Annotated in this window: 17 protein-coding genes; 9 read left to right on the plus strand and 8 right to left on the minus strand. The window is 62.4% G+C overall.

Annotated features, from left to right (window positions below; all coding sequences use genetic code 11):
• Positions 1-103: 103 nt before the first annotated feature.
• Positions 104-352 (plus strand): hypothetical protein, encoded by a 249-nt coding sequence (locus JOE65_RS00370; protein WP_205161387.1) that lies wholly within the window; start codon positions 104-106, stop codon positions 350-352.
• A gap of 6 nt (positions 353-358) precedes the next feature.
• Here the strand turns inward: JOE65_RS00370 and JOE65_RS00375 are convergent, their stop codons facing one another.
• Genes JOE65_RS00375 through JOE65_RS00385 form a run of 3 tightly spaced genes read right to left on the minus strand, consistent with a single transcriptional unit; the run spans position 359 to position 3,021 of the window.
• On the minus strand, positions 359-952 hold the full coding sequence (locus tag JOE65_RS00375; RefSeq protein ID WP_205161388.1) for a cysteine hydrolase family protein: 594 nt from the start codon (positions 950-952) through the stop codon (positions 359-361).
• Positions 953-969: 17 nt separating this feature from the next.
• The gene (locus JOE65_RS00380; protein ID WP_205161389.1) at positions 970-2,118 is read right to left on the minus strand and encodes an aminotransferase class V-fold PLP-dependent enzyme; all 1,149 of its coding nucleotides are present in this window, start codon (positions 2,116-2,118) and stop codon (positions 970-972) included.
• A gap of 33 nt (positions 2,119-2,151) precedes the next feature.
• Complete coding sequence (locus JOE65_RS00385; protein WP_205161390.1) at positions 2,152-3,021, minus strand: endonuclease/exonuclease/phosphatase family protein; 870 nt, start codon at positions 3,019-3,021, stop codon at positions 2,152-2,154.
• 48 nt (positions 3,022-3,069) lie between these two features.
• On the opposite strand from JOE65_RS00385, the gene JOE65_RS00390 reads away from it, so the two are divergent.
• Positions 3,070-4,143: a DUF2891 family protein gene (locus tag JOE65_RS00390; protein ID WP_205161391.1), complete on the plus strand. Its 1,074-nt coding sequence runs from the start codon at positions 3,070-3,072 to the stop codon at positions 4,141-4,143.
• Here the strand turns inward: JOE65_RS00390 and JOE65_RS00395 are convergent.
• Positions 4,140-4,691 (minus strand): flavin reductase family protein, encoded by a 552-nt coding sequence (locus JOE65_RS00395; protein ID WP_205161392.1) that lies wholly within the window; start codon positions 4,689-4,691, stop codon positions 4,140-4,142. The two genes, JOE65_RS00390 and JOE65_RS00395, sit on opposite strands and share 4 nt — an antisense overlap.
• Before the next feature lie 36 nt (positions 4,692-4,727).
• A complete protein-coding gene (locus JOE65_RS00400) occupies positions 4,728-5,681 on the minus strand; it encodes an ATP-grasp domain-containing protein (protein ID WP_338021510.1) in 954 nt (317 codons plus the stop codon).
• 314 nt (positions 5,682-5,995) lie between these two features.
• Here JOE65_RS00400 and JOE65_RS00405 point away from each other — a divergent pair, with 314 nt between their 5' ends.
• From JOE65_RS00405 to JOE65_RS00425, 5 genes are all read left to right on the plus strand, one after another.
• On the plus strand, positions 5,996-6,748 hold the full coding sequence (locus tag JOE65_RS00405) for a GntR family transcriptional regulator (protein WP_205161394.1): 753 nt from the start codon (positions 5,996-5,998) through the stop codon (positions 6,746-6,748).
• 161 nt (positions 6,749-6,909) lie between these two features.
• The gene (locus JOE65_RS00410; protein WP_205161395.1) at positions 6,910-8,106 is read left to right on the plus strand and encodes an NAD(P)/FAD-dependent oxidoreductase; all 1,197 of its coding nucleotides are present in this window, start codon (positions 6,910-6,912) and stop codon (positions 8,104-8,106) included.
• 23 nt (positions 8,107-8,129) lie between these two features.
• The gene (locus JOE65_RS00415) at positions 8,130-9,518 is read left to right on the plus strand and encodes an MBL fold metallo-hydrolase (protein WP_205161396.1); all 1,389 of its coding nucleotides are present in this window, start codon (positions 8,130-8,132) and stop codon (positions 9,516-9,518) included.
• 6 nt (positions 9,519-9,524) lie between these two features.
• A complete protein-coding gene (locus JOE65_RS00420) occupies positions 9,525-10,292 on the plus strand; it encodes a TSUP family transporter (protein WP_205161397.1) in 768 nt (255 codons plus the stop codon).
• Positions 10,293-10,366: 74 nt separating this feature from the next.
• Positions 10,367-10,810 (plus strand): flavin-dependent monooxygenase, encoded by a 444-nt coding sequence (locus JOE65_RS00425; protein WP_205161398.1) that lies wholly within the window; start codon positions 10,367-10,369, stop codon positions 10,808-10,810.
• 439 nt (positions 10,811-11,249) lie between these two features.
• Here JOE65_RS00425 and JOE65_RS00430 read toward each other — a convergent pair whose 3' ends face one another.
• The 3 genes from JOE65_RS00430 to JOE65_RS00440 are packed head-to-tail and all read right to left on the minus strand — an operon-like array spanning position 11,250 to position 12,027.
• A complete protein-coding gene (locus JOE65_RS00430; RefSeq protein ID WP_205161399.1) occupies positions 11,250-11,666 on the minus strand; it encodes a YkvA family protein in 417 nt (138 codons plus the stop codon).
• Between the two features lie 2 nt (positions 11,667-11,668).
• The gene (locus tag JOE65_RS00435) at positions 11,669-11,824 is read right to left on the minus strand and encodes a hypothetical protein (protein ID WP_205161400.1); all 156 of its coding nucleotides are present in this window, start codon (positions 11,822-11,824) and stop codon (positions 11,669-11,671) included.
• Positions 11,821-12,027, minus strand: a complete 207-nt coding sequence (locus JOE65_RS00440) for a ribbon-helix-helix domain-containing protein (protein ID WP_239536563.1) — start codon at positions 12,025-12,027, stop codon at positions 11,821-11,823. Before JOE65_RS00440 ends, JOE65_RS00435 begins: the two co-directional genes overlap by 4 nt.
• Positions 12,028-12,296: 269 nt before the next feature.
• On the opposite strand from JOE65_RS00440, the gene JOE65_RS00445 reads away from it, so the two are divergent.
• Both JOE65_RS00445 and JOE65_RS00450 read left to right on the plus strand, forming a co-directional pair.
• A complete protein-coding gene (locus tag JOE65_RS00445; RefSeq protein ID WP_205161401.1) occupies positions 12,297-14,030 on the plus strand; it encodes an ABC transporter ATP-binding protein in 1,734 nt (577 codons plus the stop codon).
• Positions 14,031-16,130, plus strand: a complete 2,100-nt coding sequence (locus tag JOE65_RS00450; protein WP_420827477.1) for an ABC transporter ATP-binding protein — start codon at positions 14,031-14,033, stop codon at positions 16,128-16,130.
• Positions 16,131-16,194: the final 64 nt, after the last annotated feature.

Here is a 16,194-nt window from a genome sequence, read left to right on the forward strand (position 1 = left end):
CTTCACCTCTGTCCGGTCCAATGATAAATTGGAAGCTTACTTACCTATCTTGGTTGAGCAGATTATCGGATGCTCCGGCGTCGGATGACGGAAGGGAAAGATCATGGCGGAACGCGGAAGTACCACTAACGGGCCAGCTCTCGACGACGAGCTGAAACACGAATCCCAGGGCCTGATACAGGGTAATCACCCCACGCGCGCGGAAGACTGGCGGGAAGCCGAAACCGTGGAGGACGACCTCGAGAACACCCCCGATCCTGTGAGCGAAGGCATCGGGTCTGTTACGGATACCAGCGACAAGAAGGACGTCGAGGCCTCAGACATCACCTCTCAAGGCGGCCCGACGCCGTAACAACAACTACTCCTCGTCGGCCACCTGCGTCAGCACCTCAGCAGTGGTGACGACGTCGGCGAAGCCACCACCGTGCAGGTTCACGGCCGTAGCGTGCATCAGTTCGTCCGCCGTCGCGGTGAGAGTTTCGCCGTCGGCCCTTATTGGACCCACCATATCGAAAGTGCGGGTTGCATCCAGCGGGAAAATGACCTCATAGCCCAGGTTCCCGCCCATACGCGACGTGGTCTCCACGCACATGTTGGTCTGGATCCCGCAGACCACGATCTGCCGGATGCCCTCTTCCGTGAGCCAAGAATCCAGATCCGGTGAGCCGATGAAGGCCGAGTTCACGTGCTTCGTGACCAGCAGGTCCGGATACGCTTCGGCGACAAAGGGTTTGAGCGCATTCCCGTCGGCGCTCGGATGCAACGGCGACCCGGCGTCCTTGCTGTCATGGCGAACGACGACGATCGGACGCCGTTCCGATTCCCACGCCATGATGAGGCTGGCAATGTTTTCCTCGCACGCCGGGTTGTTGGACTTACCCCAATACGGGTCATCGAACGCCCGCTGGACGTCAATAACTACAAGGGCCGCGTTCGCGTGGAGTGTCTTCATGGGATCAACTTAATCAGTCAGCGGCCACAAAACAAAGCAGCCACCGGGAACATCTCATGGGACGTTGTTGCGTGGACGGAGAGCCTGATGCGGTCCTCGCCGTGAAGCGTGGCGGAGATACCTTCGGCTTCCAGTGCCGCATGCGCTTGAGCGGCCCTACCTCCGGGAACACGGGCGACGACGATGCCGCCACGGTCTGCCCGCTCCCGCGGCGACAACACCCCTACCCCGGCCTCGTCGAGGCAACCAATCAGCGCATCGACACCAGACGCGATCCGCGCCTCTATACGAGCAACGGAAGCACTCTCTATGAGTTCAAGAGCCGAAGCAAAAGCCCCCGCAGCGAAGGGAGAGAGCGCCGATATTGAGAAGCGTGTGGCGTCCGGGCGAGTTTCGTGTTCGGTGCCGTCGTGAACATGCTCGTCCACCACGCCCGTCCAGCCGCCAAGCACTGGTTGGATTCGCTCAAGCCCGGCATCCGAGAACGCCATGCCTCCCGCACCCCAGCCGGCCCGGACCCATTTCTGGCCTCCCGTCACCAGCACATCTGCCGGTGACCAGTCGACGTCGACCGCTCCAAACGCCTGAATCCCGTCCACAGCGAGTAGTCTGTCTGACCCAATAACGTCCCGGATCCCCGCGAGGTCGGCCCGGAAACCAGTGCGGAAGTCGACGGCACTGACGGCCACCGCGACGGTTTCGGCGCTCATAGCCCCCGCCACAAGATCGGGTGTCACGTGCACACCCGGTCCACCCATGACGTGTACGCCCGCCCGCCCAATTCTGTTGTTGCGCAACCAGGGGTAGAGATTCGCGGGGAACTCCCCGGAGCTGATCAGGACGGAACCGCTTTCAAGGCCGAACGCAGCCTGGAACAGCCCGAGTGATGTGTTCGGGACCAGAGCGACGCGGTCGAGTGGAAATCCGCTGACCCTCGCGAACGCTTCACGGGCTCGGAGCGTCTGTACGTCCAACGCCTTGCCCACTCCGACTTCCCCGGCCATCGCGGTCTCCATGAGCCTCGCGCTGGTGTCAACGACAGCGCGCGACGGCGGACCGAACCTCGCAAAGTTGAGGTACCCCCGGTCTTCGCTGAAGGCCTCAAGGTACGACGCCAGCAACGCCCCGGCGTCGGGCGCTGGCACGTGGATAGGTGCGGTGGTCATTGGAATATCCTCACGACAGGCACGCTACACCCTTCACTTCTCGGCTCCAGCGGTTCCAGCGGTTTCGTCCAAGCCGGCCGGGCTGTCGAACCGCAGCACAGCCTGAACCGGCGCATGGTCGGATGGCCAACCGCCGTCGTACGTTGTTGTATTGATGCCCGTGCGCAACACGGAAACACTCGGCGTGGCGAGCACCCAATCGATCCGTTTTCGGCCCAGCTCCGGTTCGCGGTAGCGCGGAAAAGTCCCCCATCTAGGGCTGAGACGATCCTCAGCAGTCTCCCACGCATCCAGAAGTACCCCTCCCCTGGTGAGTGCCTCATACGGTTTAGTGCCGGCATCGGTATTGAAGTCACCGAGCACGACGACGGGAAGACTGTCAGTGCCGGCAAGGTTGCGGACCATGTTGGCGGACAGGAGGCGAGATGTGCGGGACATGTGGTCCCAGTGGGTGTTGATGGCAACGAATCTCGTGCCGGTCACGATGTCGCGGAAGTTGGCGCTGATCAGGATGCGCGGAACCATGTTGCCCCAGGACGAGGATCCGGGTGTATGCGGAGTCTCTGAGAGCGCAAACTGTTCCGAGTCCAACAATTTCAGGCGTTCGGTGTCGTAGAAAAGGGGGCAGCTCTCCCCGGTGCCGTCGGCCTTGCGTCCTCTGCCGACATAATCGTAGCCGGGCCCGAGGCCGACTCGGACGGCGTCGTACTGTTCCGGCATTGCTTCCTGAATACCGACGATCGTGGGCCGTTCGGCTGCGAGCAAACGCCGGACCAGCGGTTCCCGGTAGGCCCAGCGGTCAGGGCTGCGGGGCTTGAGGTTTCGGACCGGCCGGCGAATGTTGAACGTCATCACGTGAAGTTCAGGAGCTGCAACTGGGCCGACCAACGGCGAAACTGTCATACCAACAGCCTATGGTCGTTAGACACCTTCCACGAGAGGCATTCTTCGATGCACAACGCTCTGCAACCCTTCACCGCAGCGGACGGCGCCTCCGTAGTGCTGGATAATCTAGGCCGCGCCTACCCCTATGCGGCTCACCATGTTCAGTTTTCTGCTGATGACAATCCATCGCCGCAGGCTCTGCATCCCGCGTTTTTCACCTCGTTCGACTGGCATTCGTGCGTCCACATGCACTGGTTGGGCGTGAGCGTGCTGGGGGCAGCGGACGACGGCCTGGGCGCAGCTGCCTCCGCGGCTTTGCGGGAAGGGCTGGCTGCAAACCTGACTGCGGACAAGCTCGACGTCGAAGCGGCCTATCTGCTGAGCAACCCCTCATGGGAGCGGCCGTATGGTTGGGCCTGGTTGATGCGGTTGGCTGCTACGTGTTCGGTGTCCCAGGATGAGCAGATCCGTGGTTGGTCGCAGGCATTGGAGAGCTGTGTCGATGCAGTAGCCGAGTTGACCGTGACGTGGTTGGAGAAAACAGAGTATCCAGTGCGTCACGGCGTGCATACCAATTCGGCGTTCGGCGTCGCGTACCTGTTGGACGCATTCCGTGTCCTGGGACGTGTTGAGGCTGCTTCGGCTTGTGAGCAAGCGGCGCGCCGGTGGTTCGGAACGGACGCTGGCTGGCCCGGTGAGTGGGAACTCAGTGGGCAGGACTTCCTCTCCGCTGGGCTGACGGAAGCGGATTTGATGCGCACGGTTCTGGATCCGGAGGAGTTTGCGTCATGGTTCACGGCGTTCCTGCCGGGACTCAACGAGGACTCCCGCATTCTTCGGCCTGTCAGGGTCAGCGATGAAACAGATGGACACATGACGCACCTGCATGGGTTGAATCTGACGCGCTCGGGGCAGATCGCCCGAATTCTGGGGACGCTACGGGATGGTGGGGCGCCGTCGTCGGCTGTGCTCGAGTCAGCCATGGACCGCCTGGCGCGTGCTGGGCTCAAGGGGCTGCAGAGCGAGGACTTCATGTCATCGCACTGGCTGGCCAGCTTCGCGTGGGACGCTCGGGCTTCGATTTCGGCGCTGACGGGACCAGCGGGGGCTCCGGCGTCGTCGGCTCCATCGTCGAGCTAGCGCCGAAGCTGCTCGTACTCACCGGCAAAGTGAATCATTGGATCATTGGCTGCTGAGCCCGGCACATCACGGCCCATCGCCATCACCTCGCCGACGATCAACAGATGTGTTGCTGCCTCATGCACAGCAACCGTTTTCAGTTCAAACCAGGCGAGCGCACCGGACATCACGGCAGCACCGGTGGTAGGCGCCCGACAGAACGGCACTTGACTCAATAGCCCTTCCACGGGATTGCCCGGACTCGCTAGCCAGTTCGCCGTGCCCTGCTGTTCCGTCGTCAGCAGACTCAGCGCCCACGTCCCTGAGCCAGTCACAGCCTCACAGATGCGCGACTGCTCATACAGGCTGATCACGATGGTCGGCGGATCGTAGGACACGGAGAGGAACCCGCTGACCGTCGCCGCATTGTCACGCCGGCGATGCACCGTTGAGACAATGCCGACGCCGGAGGCCATGTCCGCACCCAGCGTCCGGAAGGCGTTGATGTCAGCTTGAGTGGGTGCGTCGTGATTCACGGTGTGCGCATGCAGGGGCCCCTCGAGTTCCATGCCTCCATCATGGCACCGGCATGCGGTTCCGCGTAGCTACCCTGCTAGCCCTTTGAGGTACTTAGCCAATTCGCCCGGGCCAGAGCGCGGAGCCTCGGCCTCCACTACCGCGTTGTAGTTGGTATTGGTGTTCACGTCATACGTCAGCAGTCGCCCGTCGACGTCTTCAATGAACTCGATTCCGCACACTTCCAGGCTGTTGCGCCGAGCAAATTCCTCGTACTTGGCAAGGATCGGATGATCAAAATCCCGGCGCAGGCTGAAGAGTTGCTGATCCGGTTCAGGTTCAATCGTGGCTCCAGGAGGCATGACCGGTTTGCCGGATTCTGGGTCAATGGCGCAGGAGTCCGCGGGGCACAACTGGAACCCTCCCCGCGCCGTATCTGCCTGGATGGCGTAGACGAACTCGCCGCCAATAAACTCGGCCCGGGTGATGAAAGGTTCTTTTGCCTGGATGTACTCCTGAACCAGAGTGATGCCGTCCTGTGAATCCTCGAACTCATCAGAGAACACATAGTCTTTGAGCTCGGCCAGAGAATCGATCTTCCGCACCCCCACTCCCTTGCCGCCCTGGTTGTGCTTGATGATAAAGGGCGTGGCAAATCCCTGAGCTGCCTCTACGATGTGGGTCTTACCGATAGCCGCGACTGTCCGAGGGGTGTCTATCCCGGCAGCACGCAGGGCGGTGAGCTGATCCACTTTGCTCATCTCGAGTTCCAGGACCCTGCGGCCGTTGACGGTTCGCCGACCGTGCGCTTCCAGCCAGGACAAGACAGCCCGCGCGTAATCCTTGGAGAGCCCGTGCTCGCGGGTATGCGACGACGCGCTGATGCGGGACCAGAAAATGCCTTCCGGCGGTACTGTCTCCAGGTCAAGGACGCCGTCAGTGAGTATCCACTCCTCGACGTCGAGCCCTTCCCGTTCAAAAGCCCGGGTAAACGGTGGAAACCATTCCGAATTCTCGTGCAGAGCATAGATTTTCTGGCTCACAGCTGTCACCTTTCCATCGCCGATTCCCCCAGGTGATTCGTTAACCTGCTCAGTGATCGCTCCTATTCCGTATCCACCCTTCGGTGCTCCGCACAGAAACGTGGCGCAGGTGCAACTGCGTGGTGCCGCAACCACGTTCCTGCACCTCCGCCACGTTTCTGCGGGGAAGGCGGGGCGCGGGCGGGGAAGGCGACGGCGGGCTGACGGGCGTCGGACGCGCGGTAGCATCGATCATGAGAGCCGGTGCTCCGCGGCCTCCGCTCCGGGGACCCTCGCTGCCGGCCGGACACCACGGCGAGCGATGTGAGGACACGATGGTCACCGGGCACTCGGAATCCCAGCAGCAAGGAAATAAGGTTCCCTTGTGGCGATCGGTCCAGGACCAGGTCATGGAACGGATCGACGCCGATGAATTCGCGGCGGGCTTCCCCGGGGAAATGGCGCTGGCACAGGAATACGACGTCAGCCGGGCAACCATCCGCGCGGCCTTGGCACCTCTGCGGCGCGCGGGACTGCTTTCCGCCCAGCGGGGTAGGCAATCTTCAGTGGTGAACGTGGTGGACGAACAGCGCTTCGGCCCTGTCTACAGCCTCTTCGCCGCCGTCGAGAATGCAGGGATGATCCAGCGCAGCGTGGTGAATGCCGCTGAACTGCGTCGGTCGCCGGAAGCCGCCGCCCACCTGGGGTTGGAGGCCGACGCCGATCTGGTGTTCATCTCCCGGACCCGCTATGCCGATCAGGATGTCATCGCGGTGGATGACGTTTGGCTCCCCGCCGGGGTCGCTTCGCCGGTGCTGGATGCAGACCTGAGCCATACCGCGCTCTATGAAGTGCTACGGAGCCGTTGCGGAATCACGCTCAGCGCCGGACGCGAAACGGTGCACGCCCTGGCCACCGACGCAAAGCAGTCGAATCGTCTTGGCTGCACACCCGGAACAGCCGTCTTCTTCATCGAACGCCTCGGGCTGGCTGGAGATAGCGCGGTGGAATGGCGCGAAACCCTTATCCGCGGCGACCGATTCACCGTCACCACGTCCTACCCATCCGCGCCGGGACCTGGCCGCTGACGCCGTAACGTCTCATCCGTAGAATTTTTCCCCTTCGCACTTCCCCTGATCCGTAAATGTACGTACATTAGGTCAGGTGGTGCTTTCCCGCTGATACCCGGCACCTCCCCGCCACGCATCACCCTCGGCGGGCAGCGCCGAACGAAGTGGAGACGTTTCACATGGGCCTGCACCATCGCATCCTGATCATCGGCGGAGGCAATGCCGGACTGAGCGTGGCAGCGCGGTTACGCAACGCCGGCCAGGACGACATCGCCGTCGTCGAACCAAGTGACAAGCACTACTACCAACCGTTGTGGACACTGGTGGGGGGCGGACGTGCCCAAGCGCGGGAATCAGAGCGGTCCCAGGCCTCGGTGATGCCTCAGGGCGTCGCGTGGATCAAGGACGCGGCCACAGCGACTGACCCTGATGCGAAAACCGTCACCCTGGCTTCCGGGGCAGTCGTGGGATACGACTACCTCGTGGTCTGCCCGGGCATCCAGCTCGACTGGGACAAGCTGCCCGGCCTGCCCGAAGCCCTGAAGACGCCTTCGGTTTCCAGTAACTACCGCTTCGATCTGGCACCCAAAACCTGGAACATGATCCGCAGCCTACGCTCCGGCACCGCAGTGTTCACCATGCCTGCGGGGCCGATAAAATGCGCGGGAGCACCGCAAAAGATCGCCTACCTGGCTGCCGACTACTGGCGCGAGCAGGGAGTCCTCAAGGACATTCGCATGGTGCTGGTGCTCCCGACTCCGGGAATGTTCGGGGTCAAAGAATTCTCCGACGAACTCGATCGGGTGGTCGCCGACTACGGCATCGAGGTCCGATTCAGCAGCGAAGTCACCGCCATCGATTCCGCAGCCAAGACCGTGTCAATGCGCGACAACACCACCGAGGCGAGCGAAGAAATCAGCTACGACTTCCTCCACGCCGTCCCGCCGCAGTCCGCGCCAGATTGGCTCAAGAACAGCGCACTGGCGGACCCGGACAATCCTGCAGGGTACGTCCAGATCGACAAGAACACCCTGCGTCACACCCGCTACCCGGAGGTCTTCGCTCTAGGTGACGCAGGATCGAGCCCTAACTCCAAGACCGGTGCGGCCATCCGCAAACAAGCTCCCGTGTTAGTGGAGAACTTGCTCGCGGCGATGAACGGCACGACGCCGCCGGCCAGCTACGGCGGCTACGCGTCCTGCCCGTTGACCACCTCGCGGCACAAGATGCTGCTGGCCGAATTCGACTACAGCATGCGCCCGGCACCGAGCATCCCGTTCATCGACACTACCCATGAGCGCCGCGACATGTGGTATCTCAAGCGCCACGGGCTGCCGTTCATGTACTGGAATCTCATCCTCAAGGGCCGGGCCTAACTCACCACGTCAGGAGCATCACCATGTTTTTTGAACGCATCTACGATACCGATTTGGCCCAGGCCAGCTACGTCATTGGCTGTCAGGCCAACGGGGAGGCCGTGGTCATCGACGCCCGCCGCGATATCGCGGTCTACCAGAAGATCGCCACAGCCAACCAGCTGAAGATCACCGCCGTGACCGAGACCCACGTCCACGCCGATTACCTCTCCGGAACCCGCGAATTGGCTGCTGCTACCGGGGCCACCATGTACGTCTCCGGCGAGGGCGGCCCGGACTGGCTGTACAACTATGACGCCAACCAACTGCACGACGGCGAAGCCATCACGCTGGGCAACATCACCCTCACCGCCGTACACACCCCGGGACACACGCCTGAACACCTAACTTTTCTGGTTACCGACGGCGCGTTCGCGGACGAGCCGGGGTACGCACTGACCGGCGACTTTGTCTTCTGCGGCGATTTGGGCCGCCCCGACCTGCTCGACGAGGCAGCCGGCGGCGTCGACACCCGCTTTGCCGGGGCAAAGCAGATGTTCGCCAGCCTGCGGGACAAATTCCTCACCCTGCCCGACTACGTCCAGGTCCACCCGGCCCACGGCGCTGGCAGCGCCTGCGGCAAGGCACTCGGTGCTGTGCCTTCGAGCACCGTCGGCTACGAACGGCTCCACGCCTGGTGGGGCCCCTATCTGACAGCCGACGACGAAGAGGGCTTTGTTGCCAAACTGCTCGACGGTCAGCCCGATGCCCCGGCATACTTCGGGCGCATGAAACGTCAGAACGTGGCAGGTCCGGCCATCATCGGTCAACGCGAACCACTGCGCGAACTCGACGTGCACGACGTCGCCGCCTCGCTGGTCGCCAAAGAATCAACCTTCGTGGATGCCCGGGGCCAGGACGAAGTCCATCGCGGCACGGTCACCGGAGCGCTGAACATCCCAGCCATCAAGTCCATGGCCACTTACGGGGCTTGGGCCATCGATCCGGAACGCGACACTCGCCCCCTGGTTCTACTCGCCGACGGCCTCGAACCTGCAACCGAAATGTGGGACCACCTGATCCGGGTAGGCATCGACGACGTCGCCGGCTACGTCACCACGATCGAGGGGCTGCCGCAGGAAACGCCGCGGCTGATTCAGCCGGGGGAAGTAGACAACTTCGAGAAGTCCCTGCTGCTGGACGTCCGAGCCAAGAGCGAGCACACCGACGGACACGTTCCCGACTCAAAGCAACTGCACGGCGGCCGGGTGCTGTGGAACCTGGATCAGCTCCCAAATAGTGGCACCATCGTGACGTACTGCCAGAGCGGGATGCGTAGCTCGGTGGTCGCCAGCGCGCTGCGCCACGCAGGCTACGACGTCGTCGAACTTGAGGGCAGCTACGCCGCCTGGGCCGAGCAGCATGCCAAGTAGCCGTCCGTGATCATCACCGCACTGGCCTTTGGCCTGCTGGTCGGCGGGTTACTCGGGCTCGTCGGTGGGGGCGGATCCATTCTGGCTGTCCCAGCACTGGTTTACGGCGTCGGGATGCCGCTGTCCGCGGCGATTCCCAGCTCATTGGTCGTCGTCGGCGCGTCCTCCACCATGGCGGTACTTCCACGCCTACGCCGCGACGTCGACTGGAAGCTAGCACTGATCATCGGGGTAGTCGGCGGAGCAACCGCCTTCGCCGGGACTGCAGTGAACGCCCTGCTCGATGAGCAGCTGCTGCTGATTGTCTTCGCGGCGATCATGGTGCTCGCTGGTGTGCGGATGCTGCTGCCCGTCGGTTCCGGGGCCGGTCGCGATATCACCGAGGACGGCACGGTTCTCTGGCGCCGCCGCTTGCCCAAGGCGGTGGCCACCGGCGTCGTCGTCGGCTTCCTCACCGGGCTGCTCGGCGTCGGGGGTGGATTTCTTATTGTCCCTGCGCTGGCGCTGATCCTCGGTTTGCCGATGACGACGGCGGTGGGAACGTCGCTGGTCATAGTGGTGATCAATTCAGTGGGTGGGCTCGTCTCGCACCTGGGGAACCTCGAGGTGGACTGGGCTCTCACCGGGTCTTTCGCTGGTGCTGCCATGGTCGCGGCGTACATCGCCGGACGGATCGGGCGGTCGCTGCCGGAGCAGGTGCTCAAGCGTGGATTCGCTGGACTCGTCTTCGTGGTCGCCGTCTACGTGGTGATCAGGGTGTTCCTCGACATCTAATGTGTAAGTACGCGCTGAACCCACTGCGGTAGGTGTCGGTTTGACGCTGCTCGGCAACGCTTTCGCCGCTCTTGATGCCATTGGTCTGGGTGACGACGTCGCTCCAATTGGGTAGTACGGCCACCGTTTCATCCGACGGTGGGCCAAGTCTCCGCATTGATGGTGGCATTGAAAACTTCGATCTCGTTGTCGACCGAGGGGTCCTCAGGGAAGTATTTAGTTCCTGGCATCGTCCAATCGCTGACCTCATTGAGGCCACACCGTGCAGCGCTATTCTCCGCCATGACATCTATGACCTCGCGGACCTGCCCCCAACATTTGCGACCCGCTGCGGTGTCCTCCTCGGTGACGCTGCCCGCGCTATGGCTCCCGACCTCGGGCAAGGCGCGGGCCAAGCCATCGAGGATGCGACGACCCTAATCCTGCTGCTCCGTCAGACTCGCGACCATCCCTCGGACCTGGGCGCCGCCCTTAGCCGCTATGACCAGCTACGCCGAGCTCGCATCGAAGCGCTATAGCGCCGTTCACGCATCGTCGGAATGGTGGGGCAGATCGCCAACCCACTCGCTGCTGGCTTATGTGACTCCGCACTCCGTGCCATGCCCGCCCCTCTGATGACCCACGCGATGAAAAGCGTGCAGCACTGGACCACACCGTAGGGCGCGGCGAATCTAACCTTTTGGGTCCGGTGTTCTTCGACGAGACGATGACACTGGCCAAGGCTTTCTGGTTGGCCGTCATTATCGGCGGAGTCGTCTGGCTCAAACTAGCGGACAGCCCAAAAATCCAGAGTAGGAGCGGCCAGTAGCGGCCACGGTAGTTGCGGCTACTGGTGCGGACTTCGCCGACGGTCAATAGCTGCGTTGCCGCCTGGTGTCTTTGCCGCCCGGCACAGAAACGTGGCGCAGGTCCAACTGCGTGGTGCCGAAACCACGTCCCTGCACCTCCGCCACGTTTCTATTGGGCAGCGGTGGTTCCCGCCAACTTTTTAATGAGGTCCAGCCCCTGCGCGGTGCCGGGCCAGTGCCGCTCAAGCGCGCTGGCGCCTGCGTGTCGGACGACGGAGCGCAGCACTAAGGCGACTATGACGACGTCGTCGGCATAACCGATGACGGGCAGGAAGTCTGGCACCAGATCAATAGGAGATGCCAGGTACACGAGCAGGAGTACCAGGCGGATCCGCACTCCTGCGGGAATCGATGAGTCACCAGCCAACCGTTTGATGAGTCGCAGCAGGTCAGGCAGCAGCCGGAGCGCGTCCTTCATACTGACTGTTTCCGGATGCTTCCGCGCATACGCCCAGAGCAGGATCAGGAGGATCGCGTACAGAAGCACGAGCCCGCCAAGGACCGCGAGGAGCATGTCCCACCACATGCTTATCGGGATCCCGCGGCAAGGTAGTGGGCAATGGATCGTGCGCTCTGTTCCCAAGGAATCCGTGCGCCGGATTCCAAGAGGACCGCAGCTTTTTCTTCTAGCGCGGGATATGCGATGACGCGAAGCGCATCATCGAGTGTCAGATATTGAGTCACGCGTCTTCGAGTCGAGTCAGAAGCTCAGCATCATGGGACAAAACAAAATTCAGGCCTTCGCTGATCTCCTGTCTCCTGCCATGAAGCTCAATGATGAGACGCGCGCCCTGAAGCAACAGGGAATGCTTGGAGGTGTGCTCCGCTGCGGCCACCTTATCCAGTTGACGGTCGAGGTCCAGAGGGAGCCTTACATTGATCGCCATGCCCCATGGTACCAATTCAGTACGATGCCGTTACGGGCTTACGCCACACTAGTTGCGGTCGTCGGCTCCCGCACAGAAACGTGGCGCAGGTGGCGTTCGACGTCCCCGGGCGTCGCACGAGCACCGATCACAAGTCATCCTCCAGAGCGATTGAATTGTCCGAGCCCCCGCGTAATGTGGCCTGTGGCCCGATCCGCCGCAGCCGATCGAGCCACTTCCCTCCGGCGCGACCCAGCGTCCGGTGCGGACCGTGAAAAGGACATTACTGCATGCTTTTGCGCCTCATCGTCACCTATTCGAAGCCTTACCGCCCGTGGATCATCGGGGTGCTGATCTTTCAGCTCGCTACCACTATCGCCACCCTGTTCTTACCGAGCTTGAACGCCCGCATCATCGACGAGGGCGTGACCCAGGGAGACACTGGCCTCATCTGGGACATCGGCGTCCTGATGCTCGGTGTTGCGTTCGCGCAGGTCCTCACGGCGCTGGCCGCCGTCTACTTCGGCGCCCGCACCGCGATGGCTGTGGGCCGGGATATCCGCCGCGGCGTCTTCCATTCCGTTGCTGGCTTTTCCTCGCGTGAAGTCAATCAGTTCGGCGCCCCTACCCTGATCACCCGCGGCACCAACGACGTCCAGCAGGTCCAGATGCTGCTGTTGATGGGGCTGAACTTCATGGTGTCGGCACCGATCATGTGCGTGGGCGGCATCATCATGGCGCTGCGCGAGGACGCCGGGCTCTCGTGGCTCGTGTGGGTCTCGGTCCCCGTGCTGGTTGTCATCGTTGGCATCCTCATCCGCTTCCTCATACCGCTGTTCCGTCTCATGCAGGACCGCATCGATGCCATCAACGGCGTGCTGCGCGAGCAGATCATCGGCATCCGTGTCGTGCGGGCCTTCGTCCGTGAACCTTACGAGACCGAGCGATTTGATACCGCGAATCAGCGCCTGACCGAAGTCGGCGTGAAGGTTGGCCAGCTCTTTGTTCTGATGTTCCCGCTGATCGGCATGATCCTGCACCTGGCCACCGCCGCTGTGCTGTGGTTCGGCGGCCACCGCGTTGCTGACGGCGAAATGCAGGTTGGATCCTTGACCGCCTTCCTGCAGTACCTGCTGCAGATATTGACGGCCGTCATGATGGGCACGTTCATGGCCATGATGATCCCCCGTGCGGCGGTCTGCGCAGAGCGCATCGACGAGGTCCTGCAGGTCAAGCCCTCACTCGGAGATCCAGAAACCCCCACTGTCGACGCACCTCTGCACGGCACCGTGGAATTCCGAAACGTGACTTTCGGGTACCCCGGTGCTGAGGAGCCGGTGCTGAAGAACGTGAGCTTCACAGCCGAGCCGGGCAGGACCACGGCCATCATTGGGTCCACCGGCTCCGGCAAGACGTCGCTGCTGAACCTCATACCGCGTCTGTACGACGCCGGTTCAGGCCAGGTACTCATCGACGGGATCCCTGTGTCTGGCCTCACCCGGGAGCAACTTTCCGAACGCGTCGCCACCGTGCCGCAACGACCTTACCTTTTCTCCGGGACCGTGGCCTCCAACCTGCGTTTCGGCGCAGAGAAGGCCACCGACGAAGAGCTCTGGGACGCCCTGCGCGTTGCTCAGGCTGAAAATTTTGTCCGGGCAAAGGAGCAAGGCCTCGAGGCCACCATCTCCCAGGGTGGTACCAACGTTTCGGGCGGTCAGCGCCAGCGACTCTGCATTGCCCGCGCCCTGGCCGCCAAAACCAAGGTGTATCTCTTCGACGACTCGTTTTCCGCCTTGGATGTCACCACTGATTCGCGGCTCCGCGCAGCCCTGCACGGCAGAACCCGGGACGCCACCGTGATCATCGTTGCCCAGCGCGTTTCCACCATCACTGATGCAGACCAGATCCTGGTGCTCGACGACGGCGCGATTGTGGCCCGTGGCACCCACCAGGAGTTACTGGAGTCCTCGCAGACATACCAAGAAATCGTAGAATCCCAGATCAGTGCGGCGGAGGTGGTCTAGATGGAAGAGAACAAGAAGGCACGGCGCACCTGGCGTAAGCCGGGCGAAGCACCGGACGCGACACCGGAGGAAGCAATCGCGCAAGCAGCCGCCACCGTGGCGCTGGCCACCGCCGTCGAACCGGATGAAGATTTTGCGGATATGTCGATGGATGACGGTTTCGGCGGCCAGCAGTCCATTCGGAAGCCAAGACAGTTCTGGCCCTCGGCCAAGCGCCTCGTTGGCCTTCTCGCGCCCGAGAAGGCGGGCATCGCCGCCGTACTATTATTCGTTGGCGCCGGAGTGATACTCACGGTCATCGCTCCGAAAATTCTTGGCCAGGCCATGGACGTCATCTTTTCCGGCGTGGTTGGATCGCAAATGCCAGCCGGGGCCACTAAGGAGCAAGTAGTTCAGGGGCTGGAGGCTCAGGGACAGGAGAACCTTGCGGATATGGTGGGCCGAATGAACCTGATCCCGGGCCAGGGAATCGATTTCCAGGAACTCGGCGTCATTATCCTGATCGTGGTGGCGATGTATTTTGTTGCCAACGTCTTCCTCTGGGCTCAGGGGTTCTTGCTGAACAAGCTGGTCATGCGCGTGGTCTACAAGCTGCGCAAGGACGTTGAGGACAAGCTCAATCGGCTGCCACTGAACTACTTTGATACCCGGCAGCGCGGCGATCTGCTCTCCCGAGTGACCAATGATGTGGACAACATTCAGACGGCTCTCCAGCAGGCGTTTTCGCAGCTGATCCAGTCGGTGCTGACCGTCGTCGGGATCATCATCATGATGTTCATCGTGTCCTGGCAGCTGGCGCTGATCGCCCTCATTGCGCTGCCGCTCTCGGCCGTCGCCGCGGGGGTAATCGGCAGCAGGGCGCAGGGCCTGTTTGCCGCGCAGTGGAAAGCAACCGGCTCGCTGAACGGACAGATCGAGGAGTCGTTCTCCGGCCACGACCTGATGAAAGTTTTTGGCCGCGAGGACGAATCAGTGGAGCGTTTCGATGAGCGGAACGAGGAACTATACAAGGCTTCCTTCGGGGCACAGTTTGTTTCCGGCACGATCTTCCCGGTCATGCAGTTCGTCTCCTACCTCGCGTACGTTGGGATCGCGGTCATGGGTGGTCTGCGGGTTGCGTCTGGGCAGATGAGCCTGGGCGATGCCACCGCATTCATTCAGTACTCGCGTGAGTTCACGCAGCCGCTGGGGCAGATTGCCGGTATGGCCAACCAGGTTCAGTCCGGCGTCGCCTCGGCTGAGCGTACGTTTGAGTTGCTCGATGCTGAAGAGCAGGATCCCGAGACACCTACCTCGCATCTGGCGGCGCGCACTGAGGGCCACGTTGAGTTCAAAGATGTCTCGTTCTCCTACGACGCCGCGAAGCCGCTGATCGAGGACCTCTCCTTTGAGGCACACCCCGGTCACACGGTCGCGATTGTTGGGCCTACGGGTGCCGGCAAAACCACGCTGGTGAACCTGGTGATGCGCTTCTACGAGCTCGACGGCGGTTCCATCACCCTGGACGGGGTGGACATCACGGCGCTATCGCGTGCCGAGCTACGGTCCAAGGTGGGAATGGTGCTGCAGGACGCATGGTTGTTCAACGGTTCGATCATGGACAACATCCGTTACGGCCGGCTTGATGCCACGGACGAGGAAGTGTTCGAGGCGGCACAGGCCACCTTCGTGGACCGCTTTGTGAAGGCGTTGCCGGAGGGCTACGACACCGTGATCGACGACGAAGGCACCAACGTCTCAACCGGCGAGAAGCAGCTGATCACGATTGCGCGCGCCTTCCTGGCCAACCCGTCACTGCTCATTCTCGACGAAGCCACGTCTTCAGTGGACACGCGCACGGAGGCCCTGGTCCAGCACGCCATGGCGGCGTTGCGCACGGAGCGGACCAGCTTTGTGATCGCCCACCGGCTCTCCACGATCCGCGACGCCGACACCATCTTGGTCATGGAGGCTGGCCGAATCGTAGAGCAAGGTAACCACGACGTCCTGTTAGAGGCCCGCGGCGCGTACTACCGGTTGTACATGTCCCAGTTCGCGGGGCCTGCGGAGGACCCTGATGCCAAGGCGGACGCCGACGCTGAGGCTGTGCCGGCGTCCTGATCGGTTCCCGATAACTACACCCGCAGAAACGTGGCGGACCTGCAGACGCGTGGTGGCGCAACCG

The sequence above is a fragment of the Arthrobacter roseus genome (assembly GCF_016907875.1).
In the GTDB taxonomy this organism is placed as follows: Bacteria; Actinomycetota; Actinomycetes; order Actinomycetales; family Micrococcaceae; genus Arthrobacter_J; species Arthrobacter_J roseus.

Bases quoted from the DNA above. Each gene is read 5' to 3' on its own strand.
- JOE65_RS00385 (WP_205161390.1), bottom strand. From the start codon at position 3,021: ATGACAGTTTCGCCGTTGGTCGGCCCAGTTGCAGCTCCTGAACTTCAC.
- JOE65_RS00440 (WP_239536563.1), bottom strand. From the start codon at position 12,027: ATGGCGATCAATGTAAGGCTCCCTCTGGACCTCGACCGTCAACTGGAT.
- JOE65_RS00375 (WP_205161388.1), bottom strand. From the start codon at position 952: ATGAAGACACTCCACGCGAACGCGGCCCTTGTAGTTATTGACGTCCAG.
- JOE65_RS00395 (WP_205161392.1), bottom strand. From the start codon at position 4,691: ATGGAACTCGAGGGGCCCCTGCATGCGCACACCGTGAATCACGACGCA.
- JOE65_RS00405 (WP_205161394.1), top strand. From the start codon at position 5,996: ATGGTCACCGGGCACTCGGAATCCCAGCAGCAAGGAAATAAGGTTCCC.
- JOE65_RS00370 (WP_205161387.1), top strand. From the start codon at position 104: ATGGCGGAACGCGGAAGTACCACTAACGGGCCAGCTCTCGACGACGAG.
- JOE65_RS00410 (WP_205161395.1), top strand. From the start codon at position 6,910: ATGGGCCTGCACCATCGCATCCTGATCATCGGCGGAGGCAATGCCGGA.
- JOE65_RS00380 (WP_205161389.1), bottom strand. From the start codon at position 2,118: ATGACCACCGCACCTATCCACGTGCCAGCGCCCGACGCCGGGGCGTTG.
- JOE65_RS00450 (WP_420827477.1), top strand. From the start codon at position 14,031: ATGGAAGAGAACAAGAAGGCACGGCGCACCTGGCGTAAGCCGGGCGAA.
- JOE65_RS00445 (WP_205161401.1), top strand. From the start codon at position 12,297: ATGCTTTTGCGCCTCATCGTCACCTATTCGAAGCCTTACCGCCCGTGG.
- JOE65_RS00430 (WP_205161399.1), bottom strand. From the start codon at position 11,666: ATGTGGTGGGACATGCTCCTCGCGGTCCTTGGCGGGCTCGTGCTTCTG.
- JOE65_RS00425 (WP_205161398.1), top strand. From the start codon at position 10,367: ATGCCATTGGTCTGGGTGACGACGTCGCTCCAATTGGGTAGTACGGCC.
- JOE65_RS00390 (WP_205161391.1), top strand. From the start codon at position 3,070: ATGCACAACGCTCTGCAACCCTTCACCGCAGCGGACGGCGCCTCCGTA.
- JOE65_RS00415 (WP_205161396.1), top strand. From the start codon at position 8,130: ATGTTTTTTGAACGCATCTACGATACCGATTTGGCCCAGGCCAGCTAC.